The 15,822-nt window shown below is 37.6% G+C and carries 16 protein-coding genes, 1 tRNA gene, 1 rRNA gene, 1 other RNA gene and 1 other annotated feature; of the genes, 5 read left to right on the top strand and 14 right to left on the bottom strand.

What is annotated here, in order from left to right:
* Positions 1 to 333 precede the first annotated feature (333 nt).
* From MMB69_RS26870 to tadA, 7 genes are all read right to left on the bottom strand, one after another.
* Entirely contained in the window at positions 334 to 603 is a 270-nt protein-coding gene (locus tag MMB69_RS26870; RefSeq protein WP_013081328.1) for a pro-sigmaK processing inhibitor BofA family protein, read from the bottom strand.
* 116 nt (positions 604 to 719) lie between these two features.
* Positions 720 to 944 (bottom strand): YaaL family protein, encoded by a 225-nt coding sequence (locus tag MMB69_RS26875; RefSeq protein WP_014461943.1) that lies wholly within the window; start codon positions 942 to 944, stop codon positions 720 to 722.
* 14 nt (positions 945 to 958) lie between these two features.
* Complete coding sequence (gene recR, locus MMB69_RS26880) at positions 959 to 1,555, bottom strand: recombination mediator RecR (RefSeq protein ID WP_014461944.1); 597 nt, start codon at positions 1,553 to 1,555, stop codon at positions 959 to 961.
* A 15-nt stretch (positions 1,556 to 1,570) separates the two neighbouring features.
* A complete protein-coding gene (locus tag MMB69_RS26885) occupies positions 1,571 to 1,891 on the bottom strand; it encodes a YbaB/EbfC family nucleoid-associated protein (protein WP_013081327.1) in 321 nt (106 codons plus the stop codon).
* A gap of 19 nt (positions 1,892 to 1,910) precedes the next feature.
* Positions 1,911 to 3,599, bottom strand: coding sequence for a DNA polymerase III subunit gamma/tau (dnaX, locus tag MMB69_RS26890; protein ID WP_221786116.1), 1,689 nt, complete (start codon positions 3,597 to 3,599; stop codon positions 1,911 to 1,913).
* Between the two features lie 130 nt (positions 3,600 to 3,729).
* Positions 3,730 to 3,994, bottom strand: an RNA gene (ffs, locus tag MMB69_RS26895) — signal recognition particle sRNA large type.
* Between the two features lie 102 nt (positions 3,995 to 4,096).
* Positions 4,097 to 4,567, bottom strand: a complete 471-nt coding sequence (tadA, locus tag MMB69_RS26900; RefSeq protein ID WP_277448706.1) for a tRNA adenosine(34) deaminase TadA — start codon at positions 4,565 to 4,567, stop codon at positions 4,097 to 4,099.
* Positions 4,568 to 4,646: 79 nt separating this feature from the next.
* Between tadA and MMB69_RS26905 the strand changes: the two genes are divergently transcribed.
* The 4 genes from MMB69_RS26905 (at position 4,647) to MMB69_RS26920 (ending at position 8,006) form a co-directional block, all read left to right on the top strand.
* On the top strand, positions 4,647 to 5,189 hold the full coding sequence (locus MMB69_RS26905; protein WP_221786114.1) for a cysteine hydrolase family protein: 543 nt from the start codon (positions 4,647 to 4,649) through the stop codon (positions 5,187 to 5,189).
* 56 nt (positions 5,190 to 5,245) lie between these two features.
* Positions 5,246 to 6,547 carry a glycoside hydrolase family 18 protein gene (locus tag MMB69_RS26910; protein ID WP_153254531.1) on the top strand — a complete coding sequence of 434 codons (1,302 nt, stop codon included), beginning with the start codon at positions 5,246 to 5,248 and terminating at the stop codon, positions 6,545 to 6,547.
* A gap of 143 nt (positions 6,548 to 6,690) precedes the next feature.
* The gene (locus MMB69_RS26915) at positions 6,691 to 7,326 is read left to right on the top strand and encodes a deoxynucleoside kinase (RefSeq protein WP_028410386.1); all 636 of its coding nucleotides are present in this window, start codon (positions 6,691 to 6,693) and stop codon (positions 7,324 to 7,326) included.
* Positions 7,326 to 8,006: a deoxynucleoside kinase gene (locus tag MMB69_RS26920; protein ID WP_221786112.1), complete on the top strand. Its 681-nt coding sequence runs from the start codon at positions 7,326 to 7,328 to the stop codon at positions 8,004 to 8,006. Before MMB69_RS26915 ends, MMB69_RS26920 begins: the two co-directional genes overlap by 1 nt.
* 119 nt (positions 8,007 to 8,125) lie before the next feature.
* Here MMB69_RS26920 and MMB69_RS26925 read toward each other — a convergent pair.
* From MMB69_RS26925 to guaB, 6 genes are all read right to left on the bottom strand, one after another.
* Positions 8,126 to 8,218 (bottom strand) — tRNA-Ser (locus tag MMB69_RS26925).
* 111 nt (positions 8,219 to 8,329) lie between these two features.
* A complete protein-coding gene (gene serS / locus MMB69_RS26930) occupies positions 8,330 to 9,607 on the bottom strand; it encodes a serine--tRNA ligase (protein WP_013054831.1) in 1,278 nt (425 codons plus the stop codon).
* Between the two features lie 52 nt (positions 9,608 to 9,659).
* Positions 9,660 to 9,872 (bottom strand) — a binding site (T-box leader).
* A 57-nt stretch (positions 9,873 to 9,929) separates the two neighbouring features.
* Positions 9,930 to 10,517 carry a pyridoxal 5'-phosphate synthase glutaminase subunit PdxT gene (gene pdxT, locus MMB69_RS26935; protein WP_013081320.1) on the bottom strand — a complete coding sequence of 196 codons (588 nt, stop codon included), beginning with the start codon at positions 10,515 to 10,517 and terminating at the stop codon, positions 9,930 to 9,932.
* A 21-nt stretch (positions 10,518 to 10,538) separates the two neighbouring features.
* Positions 10,539 to 11,426, bottom strand: a complete 888-nt coding sequence (gene pdxS / locus MMB69_RS26940) for a pyridoxal 5'-phosphate synthase lyase subunit PdxS (RefSeq protein ID WP_013054829.1) — start codon at positions 11,424 to 11,426, stop codon at positions 10,539 to 10,541.
* Positions 11,427 to 11,616: 190 nt separating this feature from the next.
* Entirely contained in the window at positions 11,617 to 12,972 is a 1,356-nt protein-coding gene (locus tag MMB69_RS26945; RefSeq protein WP_269872041.1) for a serine hydrolase, read from the bottom strand.
* Positions 12,973 to 13,122: 150 nt separating this feature from the next.
* The gene (guaB, locus tag MMB69_RS26950) at positions 13,123 to 14,589 is read right to left on the bottom strand and encodes an IMP dehydrogenase (RefSeq protein WP_013054827.1); all 1,467 of its coding nucleotides are present in this window, start codon (positions 14,587 to 14,589) and stop codon (positions 13,123 to 13,125) included.
* A 116-nt stretch (positions 14,590 to 14,705) separates the two neighbouring features.
* Between guaB and MMB69_RS26955 the strand changes: the two genes are divergently transcribed.
* Entirely contained in the window at positions 14,706 to 15,671 is a 966-nt protein-coding gene (locus MMB69_RS26955; protein ID WP_221786110.1) for a YaaC family protein, read from the top strand.
* Between the two features lie 26 nt (positions 15,672 to 15,697).
* On the opposite strand, the gene rrf is transcribed toward MMB69_RS26955, so the two are convergent.
* Positions 15,698 to 15,813: ribosomal RNA gene (gene rrf, locus MMB69_RS26960) — 5S ribosomal RNA — on the bottom strand.
* Positions 15,814 to 15,822: the final 9 nt, after the last annotated feature.

The following is a 15,822-nucleotide window of genomic DNA, read 5'->3' on the forward strand; positions in this document are numbered from 1 at the left end:
CACGCCGCCAGCGTTCATCCTGAGCCAGGATCAAACTCTCCGAAGAAATGTTTGACTTGCTCATTTAAAAAATAAAAATTAACGTTGACGTTTACTATTTCGTTCAGTTTTCAAAGAACTCTTGTCTCAAGGCGACTTTCTTATCTTACCACCTTAAGAATAACTTGTCAACAACTTTTTTATTAAGTTATTTCTGAGTTGTTTTTTGTTGTTGTCTTAGCGACGTATATAAATATAACACCTATTAACTTTCTGGTCAACAACTTTTTCAAAAAAAATAAAAGTTTTCTCAAAAAGATTCCAGAAAACTTTTATTTTGGATATTCCTCCAAATTATAATATGAAATTATTAATAACAAGTAAGGCAGCTATTCCTGGAATACCTAAAATAGCTGAAACAATGGCTGTGGGGAAATTAATAGGGATATGAATACCGAACTGTACGCCAAAGATGTTAATAAAGAAAAGCAGCAGAACACCAATAATAAGCTTAATCGATAAATTTCCAATGACTCGAAGCATTTTTTCAACACCACCTGTTACTAAGAGTAGAATGATTAGTCCTATTAAAAAAGACACAACTACAATGGGATGATTTAGCATGTTGCCTCCTTCTTAAAGCAGATAAGTTACCTTATATGTATGTCCAAGCATTCAAAAAAAGCACTATTTCACGGAGAGAAATCCTTATTTTATAAAGACAACAAAACAGGATGCCTCTATGACATCCTGTTAATTGAAATATTTCGTTGCTTAGCTTCTTTTAATAGAAAAAGATACTTCATTTTAGCTAAGCGAATATCTACCATTACCTCTTCTGAAGGATCTACACTTCTTTCTACCATTGAAGTTTTGTGACTCCATTCCTGCTTTACTTGCATAAAAGTCTTCACAAATTCATCATCATACTCTTTGCGTAACCAACCTTTTCTTTTAAAAAACATATGCAAGTACCTCGTTATACTTCTCTTCTACCTTCTAGGGCTTTAGATAATGTTACTTCATCTGCATACTCAAGGTCTCCTCCAACGGGTAACCCATGAGCAATTCTAGTAATTTTAATTCCTGTCGGCTTTAAGAGCCTAGAGATATACATAGCTGTAGCTTCGCCCTCTATATTCGGGTTAGTAGCTAAAATCACTTCTTGAATCTCATCATCTTGAAGTCTTTTTAATAACTCTGGTACTTTGATATCTTCAGGCCCTATTCCTTCCATAGGTGAAATTGCGCCATGCAGGACATGATACAAGCCGTTATATTCTTTCATTTTCTCCATTGCAATGACATCCTTAGGGTCTTGCACGACACACACCACACTTCGCTCTCTGCGCTGATCTTGGCAAATGTAGCAAGGATCTTGATCTGTGATATGCCCACAAACTGAACAATAGGTTAAATTTCGCTTTGCATTAACTAATGCTTTTGCAAAATCTAATACTGTATCTTCTTTCATAGATAAAACAAAGAATGCTAAGCGAACAGCTGTTTTTGGACCAATGCCGGGTAACTTCATAAAACTATCTATAAGCTTGGATATTGGTTCTGGATAATGCACGTGGCAACCACCTTATTAAAGTCCTGGAATATTTAAACCTTTTGTAAATTGACCCATTGTGTTATTTGTTAAATCGTCCATTTGTTTTAATGCGTCATTTGTTGCTGCTAGTACTAAATCTTGTAGCATTTCAATATCTTCAGGATCTACTACATCCTCTTTAATATTTACATCAATTACTTGTTTCTGACCGTTAACTACAACTGTTACCATTCCGCCGCCAGCTGTACCTTCAACAGTTTTTTCAGCTAACTCTTCCTGCGCTTTTTGCATATCTTTTTGCATTTTTTGCATTTGTTTCATCATTTTTTGCATATTGCCCATGCCTTTCATCATATGAACATTCCTCCTAAATTTACTCTTGAATTTCGATTAAGTCTTCTCCAAATAGCTTTTTCGCTTCTGCAACCACAGGGTCTTCCTCCTGTAGTTGACCTGATGACCCATCACTTTGCTGTCCTTGAAGAAACTCTTCTCTTACTTTATCCCATTCGCTTTCTGGAATTGCAACCATTTCACGCTTGCTGCCAATTAAAGTATATAAGATATTCTCTAAATTATCACGTACATTGTTGTTATTTTCAGAAGCCATTTTGCAATGAATTTCATATTTAAATTTAAGTATAAATGATTGATCTGAAGACGCAACCGGTTCACTGTTAGATAACAACGCTGCATGTGAAGCTTTATTTTGTTGTTTCAATGTGTCTAACACCTGCGCCCAAGATCGCTTAATCGTTTCTAAATTCTGCCGAGTGGCATTTTTTAAAACTTCATTTACCTTCCCAACAGGCGTTTTATACTGACTTCTTGACTGTCTTGTCTGTTTTTTCTCTGTTTGCGCTGCCTGAGCTGTATGATCAACTTGAATGCCTTTTTCTTTTAACTGCTGCAGTTCTGCTTCCATGTGATTCATTTTTTGCAAAATGTCTTGGTATGGAAGACCACTCTCTTGAATTGTAGAACTTTGAGCTAATTTCACTAAAGCTACTTCAAGTAGCACTCGAGGATGATTGCTCCATTTCATCTCTTGCTGAGTTTGGTTCAATTCAGCAATGACTTTATAAATAAAGTCACTATCCATTTTTGAACTCAGTTCTTTAAACTCTTCGTTAACCGCTGCTTTTTCAAGTAAATATGCATTTTCTTCAGAAGCTTGATAAAGCAGAACATCACGATAATAGAAGATGAGGTCCTCTACAAACCTCGCTGGATCTTTTCCGTTTTTGATCAAACTTTCAACAGAGTCTAGCGCTTCTACAATGTTTTCGTTAAAGATAGCTTGGACGATCTTCACAATAAAAGCCTGTGATACTGCTCCTGTTATAGATAGAACATCCTCTAAGCTCACCTTCTCCGTACTATACGAGATGGCTTGGTCTAAAAGACTAAGTGCATCTCGCATGCCGCCTTCTGAAGCTTTCGCAATTTCGTAAAGAGCATCCTCGCTTACTTCTAGCTCTTCAGAACCTAATACTTCCTTCATCCGATATACGATATCTTCTGGCGAAATGCGTTTGAAATCAAAGCGCTGACATCTAGAGATAATCGTTAATGGAATTTTATGCGGCTCTGTTGTAGCTAAAATAAAGATAACATGTGCAGGAGGTTCTTCTAACGTTTTTAATAAAGCATTAAAAGCTCCAATTGAAAGCATATGAACTTCATCAATAATGTACACTTTGTATCGAACAGCACTAGGTGCATATTTTACTTTATCACGGATATCTCGAATTTCATCGACTCCATTATTAGAGGCTGCATCAATTTCAATTACATCAGAAATGGAACCATCAGTAATTCCCCGACAAGTTGCACATTCATTGCAGGGTTCAGCAATGGGTGCTTTTTCACAGTTAACGGCTTTAGCTAAAATTTTAGCAGCTGTTGTCTTTCCTGTCCCTCGAGGTCCAGAAAATAAATACGCATGCGAAAATTTCTCTTGGACAAGGGCATTTTGAAGTGTTTTGATAATATGTTGTTGACCGACTACGTCGTTAAAGCTTTGAGGACGGTATACACGGTACAGAGCCTGATATGCCACTACACCCTCTCCTTTTAATATAATTCATTAGTTATCATTATAGCGTATTATAAGGTTTTTTTTCAAAATAGTGAGAGATAAAATAAAAAGCCTACTCCAACAGAGTAGACTAAACTTATGTATATAACTGCCGTGCACCTTCCGTCGATTAGCCACCCCAGGCGTTACTTAAGCAGTTAGCTCGGTTCAGGCGACCCCATGGCACATGAGAGGTTCTGCTTACTGCTGCTTCCTTCCGGACCTGACAGGGTTCACAGATTCCCATTGCATAGGACCCAAACGTCAACACCACTTACTTAAGGCAGGCCCTAAGATGAGCTAACCTCAAGAAGGAATTCGGCCTCGCTAGAGCGGATTGCGAGTACAGGGCACCGCTACCTCCCCGCTTAGCACGGCAAAGTTGAAACCAATAGTTTGGGCATCAAGTTGATGCATTTACAAGTATACGTCTTTTCATTCAAAAATGCAACCGCTATAGAAAACTTACTTTTTTAGCGCTATTTTCCAGACTTTTTTCGTTGGCGCAACTCACGAAAAAAGGTGGTTAAGAGGCTCCCACATTCTTCTTCTAGCATACCTCCTACTACTTCTGCTTGATGATTAAACTTTTCAAACTCTAATAAGTTTAACAATGTTCCCCCGCAGCCACCTTTAGGATCATAAGCGCCAAACACAACTCTTTTTACTCTTGATAATACAATAGCACCTGCACACATAGGACATGGTTCTAAGGTGACATATAACGTAGCGTCTTCCAATCTCCATGTTCCTAGTTTCTTGCATGCTTCATCAATTGCTAAAAGTTCTGCATGAGCAACTGATCGCTGTTCTGTTTCTCGTAAGTTATAAGCTGAAGCAACCACTTCATCATTTTGAACAATAACTGCTCCAATGGGAACCTCTAATTTATCTTTGGCTTTTAATGCTTCATCAATTGCCAACCTCATATACTTTTCATCATTTAACACTTTTTATCCAACCTTACATATTATATTTTTTCTGAGTCACACTATTTACTATGTACATCAGGAAAAGGAGAGACCTTGTGTGAAGAACGCTAAAACTGCTTTAATTATTATTGATATGCTAAACGATTTTCAATTTAAAAACGGCAAAATACTTGCTGAAAAATCTTTAACAATTGCTCAAAACATTGCCCAGTTAAAACAGTACGCATCGTCTCAACATATCCCTATTATCTATGTGAATGACCACTATAAGCTATGGCAGGCAAACTTAGAGACCATTTTAACACACTGTACAAATGAGGTAAGTTCACCCGTTCTACATCATATTTCACCACAAAACGCTGATTACTTCTTAATTAAACCAAAGCATTCTATCTTCTATGGGACAGCTTTAAATATTTTGCTATCACAGCTCGATGTGCATACGCTTATTTTAACAGGAATTGCAGGAAATATATGCGTGCTTTTTTCAGCCAACGATGCTTATATGCGTGAGTATAACTTAATTGTGCCTGAAGATTGTATTGCTTCAAACGCAGATGAAGATAATACCTTTGCTTTGAGAATGATGCATAATGTATTAAATGCTCATATTTGCAAACATACCGAGTTGATGAATTAAGTAAAAAGCCTTCTCATATGATGGAAGTAAGTCATATGAAATGGAGGCTTTTTATTATGCAAATTTACACTGTTAAAGCAGGTGACAGTATATATAGTATTGCAAAACAGTTTCGCATTGACGCAGGAAAGATTATAAGAGCAAATGAATTACCTAATCCAAATCAACTCGTCATCGGGCAATCTATGGTTATTCCAATCAACGGTACTTACTACACAGTAAAAGCCGGAGACACTATATGGAAGATAGGAAGAAAATTAGGCGTTAGCTATCAGGCTATTGCCAATGCGAACAATGTTTCAGTTACAGCACCCTTAACCCCTGGCCGCCGCATCTTAATTCCTCCTTCCCCAAACAAAAGAAACGGTGAGTTTTTAGGGTATGTTGAAACAAGCAATCGAAAAATCACTCCTCAAACAGAGAAAATGATTAATCAGAATGCAAAATACCTTACTTATCTTGGACCAGCGAACTTCGAAGTGCAAAAAGACGGTTCTCTAAAGGCGCCTCCACTTAACAATTTAGGTTCTATTGCTAAAGAAAATGACGTCATTTTCTTAATGGTATTGGCTAATATTGAAAACGGCGCATTCAGTGACGAAGTCGGCCGAGCAATTTTAAATAATAAAGACGTTCAAGATACGCTCTTAAATAATATTGTAAAAACAGCGAAAGAACAAAATTTCAGAGACATTCACTTTGACTTCGAATTTTTGCGTCCGGCAGATAAAGAAGCTTATATTGCATTTTTACAAAAAGCAAAAAAGCGTCTTCAAGATGAGCAACTTCTTATGTCTGTCGCTTTAGCTCCGAAGACAAGTCGAGATCAAAAAGGCAAATGGTATGAAGCACATGATTATAAAGCCATTGGAGAGATTGCTAACTTCGTTGTTCCGATGACATATGAATGGGGATATAGCGGTGGGCCTCCTATGGCCGTCTCTCCTATTGGTCCCGTACGTGATGTTTTAGAATATGCAGTGTCTGAAATACCTAGTTCAAAAATTATTATGGGTCAAAACCTATACGGTTACGATTGGACACTTCCTTACAAACCAGGAGGAGAATATGCCAAAGCCATTAGTCCTCAACGAGCTATTGAGTTGGCAGCTCGCTATAAAGTAGCTATTCAATACGACAATAAAGCACAGGCTCCTTTCTTCCGGTATAAAGATGAACAGCAGCGCACCCACGAAGTATGGTTTGAAGACGCTAGGTCTATTCAGGCCAAGTTTGATTTAATCAAAGAATTAAAACTTAGAGGAATGGCCTACTGGAAACTAGGCTTGGATTTCCCGCAAAACTGGCTCTTGATTGAAGATAACTTCAAAATTACAAAAAGAGTGACACAGCCATAAATAGGGAAAGCTTACTGTGAACAGTAGGCTTTTTGTTATTCTTCTTACTAGAAGAAATTTCTTTTCCCCTTATTCTCCTTCTCTATGTTAAAATATTTTTTGTCTGTTTTTTTTGAACGAGTGGTCATGAAGGAGGCAAATGAATGCAAGGCACACCTTTTATTTCAGTAGAAGGACCCATCGGTGTCGGAAAAACCTCTCTAGCTAAAGAGATTGCACAAGCATTTCAATTCGAAATTTTAAAAGAAATCGTAGATGAAAATCCATTTCTCGGGAAATTTTATGAAAATATTAACGAGTGGAGTTTTCAAACCGAAATGTTTTTTCTATGTAATCGATATAAGCAGTTGGAGGATATTCAAAAAGGGTTCTTATCTTATAAAAAACCTGTTGTAGCAGATTATCATATTATGAAAAACATGATTTTTGCTGAGCAAACGTTAAAAGATGAACAGTATAAAAAATATGTACAAATCTTCCACATCTTAACGGCTGATATGCCAGCTCCGAACATTATTATTTATTTAAATGCCAGTTTGGATACCTTGTTAAAGCGTATTAAAATGCGCGGAAGAGAAATTGAACGAAACATCGATCCTCACTACCTTGCGAGGCTAAGTGATGATTACGAAAAGGCTATGACGGCGTTTGAACAAAATAACCCTGATGTAACCATTTTACGTTATGACGGTGATGAAATAGATTTTGTACAAAATAAACAACACTTAAATAGAATCTTATCAGAGGTTCAAGAGAGTATGTTAAAAAGGAGTATGTAATGGTAAACTTACGATCTAAATACAACATTCCTAATGATGCTGTGTTGACGATAGCGGGTACAGTTGGAGTTGGGAAATCTACAATGACTCAATCATTGGCTGATGCTCTCCAATTTCGCACATCGTTTGAAAAAGTAGATTCCAACCCTTACCTGGACAAATTTTATGGGGATTTTGAACGTTGGAGCTTTCACCTACAGGTATATTTTCTAGCGGAACGCTTTAAAGAACAAAAGAAAATTTTCGAGTATGGCGGCGGCTTCATCCAAGACAGATCCATTTACGAAGATACCGGTATCTTCGCTAAGATGCATTTTGAAAAAGGAACGATGTCTAAAGTAGACTATGAAACATATACAAGCTTATTCGATGCAATGGTTATGACTCCATATTTCCCTCATCCGGATCTGCTCATTTATTTGGAAGGCAGCTTCGAAGATATTGTAGATCGCATTCAAGAAAGAGGGCGACCAATGGAACAGCAAACGCCTCTTGATTATTGGAAAGAGATGCACGCCCGATACGAAGACTGGATTAATAACTTTACGGCTTGCCCTATTCTTCGTTTAGATATTAGAGAATACGACCTTCTTAAGGATCCTGATTCAATTGAATCAATTGTGGAAAAAGTGGCTCGCTTTTTACAACATAATGAAAAGTTAAAACGTCGTCATCTATAAAAAATGCCGCTTTATCTATTAAAGCGGCATTTTTAACAAATAAAAAACCGTTACTTATAAGTAACGGTTTTCCAATCTCCAATTTATCGCGCTATGTTAATTGCATTATAAGTCAAATATGGCGGAGGAAGAGGGATTCGAACCCCCGCGGGCTTTAACACCCCTGTCGGTTTTCAAGACCGATCCCTTCAGCCGGACTTGGGTATTCCTCCGTATCGACAAGTATTAATTTATCATATACAAATAATGAAGTCAACTCTTTTATTGATTTTTTTAAAAAAGATGTTCATTAAGAATTAATTCTTAATGAACATCTTCTATTTTTATTTAGAAATAAATTCTTTATTTCCCATATATGGACGAAGCACTTCTGGAATTTGAATTGATCCATCTTCCTGCTGGTAGTTTTCTAAGATTGCAGCTACCGTACGGCCAATTGCTAAGCCAGAACCGTTTAGTGTATGAACATGCTCTGGTTTTGCTTTTGTATCACGGCGGAAGCGAATATTAGCACGGCGAGCTTGGAAGCTTTCAAAGTTTGAACAAGAAGAAATTTCACGATACGTTTCATAACTTGGAATCCAAACTTCAATATCATACTTTTTGGCTGCTGTGAAACCTAGGTCAGCTGTACACATGCTTAGAACTCGGTAAGGTAAACCTAATAGTTGAAGAACCTTTTCAGCATGGCCTGTTAATTTTTCTAATTCATCATAAGAATCTTCTGGCTTAACAAAGCGAACAAGTTCTACTTTATTAAACTGATGCTGACGAATAAGACCACGTGTATCTCTTCCTGCAGAGCCTGCTTCTGAGCGGAAGCAAGCACTATACGCTGTATAAGCAATTGGAAGCTGATCTCCGCTTAAGATTTCATCACGGTGTAAATTTGTAACTGGTACTTCAGCTGTAGGAATTAAGAAATAATCTTCTTCTTTAATCTTGAATGCATCTTCTTCAAATTTAGGAAGCTGCCCTGTTCCCGTCATGCTTGTACGATTTACCATATATGGAGGAAGGATTTCTTCATAACCATGCTCATCCATATGTAAATCCATCATAAAGTTAATAAGGGCACGTTCTAATCTTGCACCTAACCCTTTATAAAATACAAAGCGGCTTCCCGTTACTTTCGAAGCTCTTTCAAAATCTAAAATATTTAAATCAGTTCCTAAATCCCAATGCGGTTTTGGTTCAAAATCAAATTGTTTAATTTCTCCCCATTTGCGAACTTCTACATTATCATCTTCAGTTTCACCTACAGGCGTACTTTCATGTGGAACGTTAGGAATTGAAAGTAGCAATAGTTCTAATTCTTCTTCAACGCTGCGAAGCTCTTCATCCAATTGCTTTACGCGGTCTCCTACTTCACGCATTTCAACGATTAAATGATCAGCATCTTGTTTTTCACGCTTCAATTGTGCAATTTGCTGTGATACTTCATTTCGCTTGCTTTTTAACTCTTCTGTTTGAGCAATTAGCTCTCGGCGTTTTGCATCTAACTCTTCAAAGCGACCTAAGTCCGTTAAGTCCTCACCACGAAACTTGAGCTTTTCTTTTACTTCATTAAAATTAGCACGTAAAAATTTTAAATCTAACATACTTAGTACCTCCTTTAGTATAAAAGGGCAAAATAAAAACTCTCATCCCCATGAAAGGGACGAGAGTTTACCCGCGTTGCCACCCTAATTGAAAGCTAAAATAAGCCTTCCTCTTAAACCAGATAACGGATGAACCGAAACTGCCTACTACTTTTTCGACAGCTTGCTCCAGGACGGATTCATAAGAATTGATTATCGATTCACACCAGCCATCGACTCTCTTGAAATCAAAAATCTTATTACTATTTCCTATCAACGCTTTATACCAATATCATTTTTATTAATCATAATGTACTACAAGTCTGTACAAGATGCAATTCATTTATACAGGTTTTTTTGAAGCTTCTTCAACCATTGCTACGAAATACTGTGCCATGCGAGCATCATCTGTTAATTCTGGATGAAACGAACATCCCAAGAATTGACCTTGTCTTGCCGCAACAATTCGATCGTTATGCATGGCTAAGACTTCAACGTTTTCTCCTACTTCTACAATATGCGGAGCACGGATAAATACGCCTATAAAATCTTCACCGATATCTTTAATATTTAGGGCAGCTTCAAAGCTATCCCGTTGACGCCCAAACGAGTTTCGAGCTACCGTAATATCCATAACACCTAAATGGGGCTCTTCACGGTCAACGACTTGTCCTGCGAGTAAAATTAAACCCGCACACGTACCAAATACCGGTTTACCTGCTTGTGCAAACTGGCGAAGAGGTTCCATAAAGTCATATTTGTCAATCAGACGACGCATCGCTGTGCTTTCGCCGCCCGGTAGGATTAAACCATCTATTTCGTTTAGCTGTTCAACTTTTTTTATGATAATGGCTTCAGCGCCTGCTGCTTCTAATGCTTGTGCATGCTCGCGAAAGGCACCTTGTAATCCTAACACGCCTACTTTTACCATTTTGTCAAAACTCCCTTTAAATTACCATCCACGCTCTTGCATGCGGTTTTCTGGTAATAATGATGAAATTTCAATCCCTTTCATTGCACTTCCTAATCCTTTTGATAAGTTTGCAATCAGTTCATAGTCTTGATAATGTGTTGTTGCTTCCACGATTGCTCGCGCAAACTTTTCAGGGTTGTCTGATTTAAAGATTCCTGATCCAACAAACACGCCGTCTGCTCCAAGCTGCATCATTAACGCTGCGTCTGCGGGTGTTGCTACACCGCCTGCTGCAAAGTTTACAACCGGTAAACGACCTTCACGTTTAATTTGCAGTAATAACTCATAAGGTGCACCTAATAGTTTAGCTTCTGTCATTAACTCATCTTCGTCCATGCCCACAACTTTACGTACTTGAGCATTTACTTGACGCATATGACGCACTGCTTCCACAATGTTTCCTGTCCCTGGTTCGCCCTTTGTACGAAGCATTGCAGCTCCTTCAGCAATACGACGAGATGCTTCGCCAAGATCACGGCAACCGCACACAAATGGAACCGTAAATGTATTTTTATTTAAATGAAACTCCTCATCAGCTGGAGTCAACACTTCACTTTCATCGATGTAGTCTACACCCATCGCTTCTAGCACGCGTGCTTCAACAATATGGCCAATACGAGCTTTTGCCATAACTGGAATGGACACAGCATTCATCACTTCTTCAACAATTGTTGGGTCTGCCATACGAGACACGCCGCCTGCCGCACGGATATCAGCTGGAACACGCTCTAATGCCATAACAGCAACAGCGCCTGCTGCTTCTGCAATTTTTGCTTGCTCTGCATTGATCACGTCCATGATAACGCCACCTTTTTGCATTTCCGCCATTCCTCGTTTTACACGATCAGTACCTGTAATGTTATTCATGTTTGTCTTCCTCCTGTATCAAGTGTTTCACAATAATTTTTAGTGTATATACAAAATTCAAAACTTAGTGTCTATTTTACCGTATTTTTCGGAAAATTCCTATCTAATTTATAGATTATATACAAACAAATCTAAAAATAAAAAGAAGAGATACTCTCTTGTAGTATCTCTTCTTTCTTTTGAGTTATCATTAAAACCAATTATTCACTGTATTTGCAGCATTCATCCAAATATCGCTGAAGAAGTTACCAATACTGCGGATAGCGAGAGAGAACCATCCAGCTTTTTCAACAGATTCGTTTGTCACAACCGGTGTCATGCTATCTGTAGTTTGACCTCCTACATAGCCTAGATCTTTGAGATTGCTGTTTGTTGCACTCACATAAGCAACTGTTTCTCCTTTTTTAATAGGAGCAACAACTTTTTGATCGTTCATAACTTTATCGTTTAACTTAAAGTTGATTTTAGTATGATCTTTTTGACCTTTTTCGGTAATAATCTTTACAGAATTCTTTGGAGAAACGGAAGCTTCTTTTGATTTTCCTTTAGCAACATCAATTGTTTCATGCCCTTTGATTTCGCCGTTAGCAGGCACTACTTCTTTTAACTGAAAATGACTAAAAGCATAATCCAATATCTTTTTCGTTTGAGAAAAACGAGCAGCTTCCGTAGACTTGCCGTTTTCCTTGGCATTCATTACAACTGTTATGTATCTTACCCCGTTACGCTCTGCAGTTCCAGTGAAACATTGACCTGCAAAATCTGTATGACCAGTTTTTAAGCCGTCTACGCCGCTGTAGGCAGCTGAAAAACCTGGGAGCATCTTATTCCAATTGTTCATTTTTGTTTCGCCTTGTTGCCCTTGTCTAAACATTTTAGAAGGAGTTTTAGCTACTTCCAAAGATTCTGGATAATCATGAATTAAGTGATAAGCAAGGGTAGCAACTGCCCGAGCCGATAGAAGGTTCTCATCTTCTTCCTTCGTTCCTTTTGGATACATTCCTTTTAGCAAAGAATTAGAAAGACCTGTGGAATTGACAAATTTTGATTCACCCATATTTAATCTTTTTGCCGTTTCATTCATTAACTTAATAAAACGTTCTTCAGAATCGCTAACAGCTTCAGCTAAAGCAATTGCAGCTCCATTAGCTGAATAAATAGCCATGGCATCATATAATTCTTTCACCGTGTATTTTTGGTTTTCAATTAACGGTACATTTGATAATCCATAATCCTGAGAAATTTTAGCTGCATATTTACTAACTGGTACACGTTGATCCCAAGATAATTTCTTATCTTTTATGGATTCTAATACTAGGTATTCCGTCATCATTTTTGTCATGCTTGCAATACCTAATAAAGCATCCGTATTTTTCCCGTATAATACTTTCCCCGTACTTGCCTCTACTAAGATTGCTGCATCTGCTTCAACGCCAATATCATCTGTTTTAGGAGCAGCTGATGCTTGTGTAGAGACAAAAAATACGCTGGCCATTAACATAACAGCAATGACACAAATTAATTGTTTCTGTACTGCGTTTCTCACTCTATACCCTCCAAACGTAAACTCACATAAATGTAATTTTATCATACTAAAATTTAAAAAAATAGATAAAGAAGTACTGTTACATTCATGATCCATGACATAAAAAACACGTTTCCCTAATAGGGAAACGCGTTTTTTTAACATTCATGATTATCTCATAGAATAGTTAGGAGATTCTTTTGTGATTTGTACATCATGTGGGTGGCTTTCTCTTAAACCTGCTCCAGTCATACGAATGAATTGTGCCTGTTCACGTAACGCTTCTAAGTTAGCTGAACCACAGTAACCCATTCCTGCGCGTAAACCGCCAATCATTTGATATAAAGTATCTGCTACAGGTCCTTTGTAAGGCAAACGTCCTTCGATACCTTCTGGAACTAATTTTTTATTATCTTCTTGGAAGTATCGATCTTTACTTCCTTTTTCCATAGCTCCTACAGAGCCCATTCCACGGTACACTTTAAAGCGTCTACCTTGGTAGATTTCTGTTTCTCCAGGACTTTCTGTCGTTCCTGCTAGAAGGCTTCCTAGCATTACTGTATGTCCACCAGCTGCAAGTGCTTTTACAATATCTCCAGAGTATTTAATACCGCCATCTGCGATAATAGCTACACCGTGCTTACGAGCTTCAGTTGCACAGTCATATACTGCTGTAATTTGTGGAACGCCTACACCAGCTACAACACGAGTTGTACAAATTGAACCAGGTCCAATTCCTACTTTTACTACGTTTGCTCCTGCTTCAATTAGTGCTTTTGTACCTTCAGCAGTTGCTACGTTACCAGCAATAATATTTAACTCTGGATATGCCTCGCGAATGCTGCGTACTGTATCTAAAACGCCTTGTGAATGTCCGTGCGCTGTATCAATAACGATAACATCAACGCCAGCTTGTACTAATTTTTCAATACGAACGTTTGAATCAGCTGTTACGCCAACAGCTGCTCCAACTAATAATCGACCTTGTTGATCTTTAGCTGCATTTGGAAACTCAATTACTTTTTCAATGTCTTTAATTGTGATAAGACCTTTTAATACGCCATTGTCATCTACAAGAGGTAACTTTTCAATTTTATATTGCTGTAGAATTTTCTCTGCTTCTTCTAAAGTCGTTCCTACTGGAGCAGTAACTAATTCTTCTTTTGTCATTACATCAGCAATTTGCATTGAATAATCTTGGATAAAACGCAAGTCGCGGTTTGTAAGGATTCCAACTAGTTTTTGTTCTTCTTCGTTGTTGACAATCGGCACACCTGAGATACGATATTTGCCCATTAAATGTTCAGCAGCAAATACTTGATTTTCAGGAGTTAAAAAGAAAGGATCCGTGATAACACCACTTTCAGAACGTTTTACTTTATCAACTTGTTCTGCTTGCTGTTCAATCGACATGTTTTTGTGAATGATACCTAAACCACCTTGTCTAGCCATCGCAATAGCCATTTCAGCTTCTGTAACTGTATCCATTCCTGCACTGATGAACGGCACCTTTAATTTTAATGTTTTTGTTAGTTCAACACTCATATCAACGTCTTTAGGTAGTACCTCAGATTTTGCTGGCACCAGTAAAACGTCATCAAATGTTAAGCCTTCTTTAGAAAATTTGCTTTCCCACATTATAGAATCCTCCTTTAAACGACAGAATATTATTAGTAGATTAACAAGCAGATATGTACCTGTCAATAACTTCACTAGATATCAGATAATTCTAATAAAAAGAAAAGGTGATTTAGTTGCATAAATTTAATGATGTTTGGACGTCCTACAATTTATTTTTCTCTGTTCCTTTTGTACAAGACTTTTTAAAAAAGCGCTATCAAAAGTTGAATTATAGCGATGCAGAGCAACATAGCTTTAAAAACAGTTACCCCTTTATTTATTATTTGGAACACAGTAAAAATTATTATCAAGTTGCGGCACAATCTCCTGTATCAGTTCAACCAGTTTTATTATTTTATGGAATGTCACAGCTGTTAAAAGCCTGTTTGTTAACACAAAACCCCGTATATCCAGAGAATACTGCGGTGTTAGCACATGGAGTGTCAACACGAAAAAGAAAAAAACAAAGTTATGATTTTTTAGATGATGAAGTTAAGATCCAAAAAAGCGGTTTGTTTTCACAAGTAGGAGAAGAATTGTTTCATGTGAAACAACTGGAAGGTAGTAAATATACAATGAATTACCTGTTGTCGTGCGTACCGGAATTAGATACATTGTTTTTAAATTTGGGTACTAGGTCATTTTCCCATTTAACAACTATTGGATCGCTTCCAGCTACCTCTTTGTCTATTCCTGAACAAGTTACACGTTGTTATCATATGAATCACGAAAGGCTCTACTCTTTTTTAAAAGAGCGCTCCCGCCTGTCATTGTCTCTGTCAGAAGATCAGGTATGTATTCTTGCACCTTCAAGCTGTTTATATAATTGTTCACCTTTTATGTACAATTTTCAAGATAACACCCTGCATGCACCGTTGGAAAAAGATAGCTGCTTATATTTTCCTGAGATGTTGGCGCATTACTTATTACTTTATAATTTAAGTATGATTTCACGTTATGAAACAGAGTGGTGGTATGAATTATTGCATACATACTCTTCGAAAGATTACCCATTTATCTTGAGATTCCTGGAGGTTACAGCTCAAAAGATTCCTTACTTAATTTCTTGTTACTTAAATGAACATACAAAAAAAGACTAGCTAAAATAGCTAGTCTTTTTTTAAGTGCCTGGCAACGTCCTACTCTCACAGGGACAAAGTCCCAACTACCATTGGCGCTAAAGAGCTTAACTTCCGTGTTCGGTATGGGAACGGGTGTGACCTCTTCGCTATCGCCACCAGACAAGAGATT

Source organism: Priestia sp. P5, assembly GCF_029522155.1.
GTDB classification, from domain to species: domain Bacteria; phylum Bacillota; class Bacilli; order Bacillales; family Bacillaceae_H; genus Priestia; species Priestia megaterium_E.

Excerpts from the sequence above, each read along its gene's own strand:
- MMB69_RS26870 (WP_013081328.1), bottom strand. The coding sequence starts at position 603 with ATGCTAAATCATCCCATTGTAGTTGTGTCTTTTTTAATAGGACTAATC.
- MMB69_RS26875 (WP_014461943.1), bottom strand. The coding sequence starts at position 944 with ATGTTTTTTAAAAGAAAAGGTTGGTTACGCAAAGAGTATGATGATGAA.
- MMB69_RS26885 (WP_013081327.1), bottom strand. The coding sequence starts at position 1,891 with ATGATGAAAGGCATGGGCAATATGCAAAAAATGATGAAACAAATGCAA.
- MMB69_RS26910 (WP_153254531.1), top strand. The coding sequence starts at position 5,246 with ATGCAAATTTACACTGTTAAAGCAGGTGACAGTATATATAGTATTGCA.
- MMB69_RS26915 (WP_028410386.1), top strand. The coding sequence starts at position 6,691 with ATGCAAGGCACACCTTTTATTTCAGTAGAAGGACCCATCGGTGTCGGA.
- MMB69_RS26920 (WP_221786112.1), top strand. The coding sequence starts at position 7,326 with ATGGTAAACTTACGATCTAAATACAACATTCCTAATGATGCTGTGTTG.
- serS (WP_013054831.1), bottom strand. The coding sequence starts at position 9,607 with ATGTTAGATTTAAAATTTTTACGTGCTAATTTTAATGAAGTAAAAGAA.
- pdxT (WP_013081320.1), bottom strand. The coding sequence starts at position 10,517 with ATGGTAAAAGTAGGCGTGTTAGGATTACAAGGTGCCTTTCGCGAGCAT.
- pdxS (WP_013054829.1), bottom strand. The coding sequence starts at position 11,426 with ATGAATAACATTACAGGTACTGATCGTGTAAAACGAGGAATGGCGGAA.
- guaB (WP_013054827.1), bottom strand. The coding sequence starts at position 14,589 with ATGTGGGAAAGCAAATTTTCTAAAGAAGGCTTAACATTTGATGACGTT.